Annotated in this window: 1 protein-coding gene; it reads right to left on the bottom strand. The window is 32.7% G+C overall.

All coding sequences use genetic code 11. The features are described from left to right. A partial coding sequence (locus tag HMPREF2576_RS03340) for an SdrD B-like domain-containing protein (protein WP_218117643.1) occupies positions 1-1,921 on the bottom strand: 1,921 nt, incomplete at both ends.

Here is a 1,921-nt window from a genome sequence, read left to right as displayed (position 1 = left end):
ATTCGCTTGTTGACTCACTATCTGAATCTGATTCGCTTGTTGATTCGCTGTCTTCAAAGTAGCCATTATCTATAGTGAAATCATCGTGATCAGTAATTGTTACATGAACTTCTTCACCATCAGCATCTTTAGCATCATCATTACCTGAGTTAGTTGATGTTTGAGTAAGACCCTCTGGTTTATCAAAATGAACTATGTAATCTCCACTATCTAATTCATCAAAACGATACTTACCATTTTCATCAGTTTCAGTTGTTTTTAATACGTTACCTTCACTATCTTTTAAAGTAACTTTTACACCTTGAATTCCTTTTTCATTTTCATCTTGATAACCATCTTTATTTGAATCAAACCATACATAGTCACCTAAACTATATTTAGAAGTTGTCTTATAGAAGCCACTATCTAGCGTCCAGTTATCCCCATCTTGAATTACTCCAACAGTACTTAAACCATTTGAATCCACTTCAGAGTTAGTACCTTGATAAGCTTTTGTTGCTGTGTATCCTTCTGGCGTTTTAAAATTAATAACATAGTTACCATTAGGTAAATCTTTAAATTCATATTTACCTTCAGAATCTGTCTTTGTAGTTTCTATAGTGCCGTTAGGACGCGTAAGTGAAACTTCTACTCCTTCTATGCCTCTTTCCTCATCATCTTGGATACCATTTTTATTTGTATCTTCCCATACATAGTCTCCTAAGTTATAAAGTTTTTCATCTCCTCTAGCAACCCCATTTGCGCCTAATCGTTCAACAGTATTATCATGAGCATAAAAATCAGTTGTACCTTCAGCATTCTCATTTTCCATGATTACACGTGTACGTAAATCTTTGCTAGAGTTTGAATCAATTTTAGATGTAACTTTAACGATATATGGATGATCGATATGCCCAAAGTCAATTTGTGCTTTCTTATCACCTATTTGATCAATCTTATATTGATCAGTGACATTTTCAAGGTCTTTTTCATTAACATAGAAACTTGGAGTAACATTGTCTGAAGATTTAGCATCTAATATTTCAATGTTAGAGTAGTCTGGATTTAATAAAGTACTACTATCATTTACATCCTCTTGATAGCCTTGAATTGTTAAGCGTGTATTATAGCTATCTTCAGATTTTGGATTTACATAGATATATTGAGTATAATCATGTGATCCTACGTTAAACAAATCAGCTTTAGTAATCAATGAACTAGCATTAGCAATTACATGCCCCTCATTGTAGTTGTTATAAACAACCTCTATTGGTTTAGTAACAGTTTTATCTGCAACATTATAAATTAAGTCATAATCTCCACTTGTTTTAGCATTTTTTCTATCAATAAATTGTGGAATTTCAAATTGTCCTTTAATATTCTCTTTTTTATTTACATAGTCAGTAAATGTGTACACTAATTTTTTAGTTTCTGTATCATAAACACCATTTGCTACAACTTGCTCCCCATCATTGATAGTAGGATAAATTTTATTGTTTGCTGCTTTATAGTCTGCAATACCATTGAAATCAGCATATTCCGGCATATCTACTGTAAAGTAGTCGCCTTTATTGACTTTACCATCCACTTCGAATGATACACTTGTTGAAAAACTATGCCCATTGTTCGGTTCAACATAATCTTTATCAATATCTACTGAATTGACCTTAATTGAATCATTAACATTTTTTCCTTGCTTCTGAGCTTGTGAATTATCAGACGAACCCCCAGAAGGTGAATCAACTGAGCGTGTGTTTGTTGATGTAGTTGGCGCTGCATAAGTTACATAATTATCCTCATTAGAAGTAGATGATTTGTCATTATCTGTTTCTTGTTTAGAATTGTTTATTACCTCAGAGTTAACCTCTGGATTTGATATCGAATTGTCTGAACTATGTTCTTTTGATAGTGCTTCACTTGTTGCTTCATTGCTTGGCACTTC

This window comes from Staphylococcus sp. HMSC063F05, from assembly GCF_001837075.1.
Lineage (GTDB): Bacteria > Bacillota > Bacilli > Staphylococcales > Staphylococcaceae > Staphylococcus > Staphylococcus epidermidis.
The sequence above is the reverse complement of the archived record's forward strand: the minus strand, read 5'-3'. Positions and strand labels throughout refer to the sequence as shown.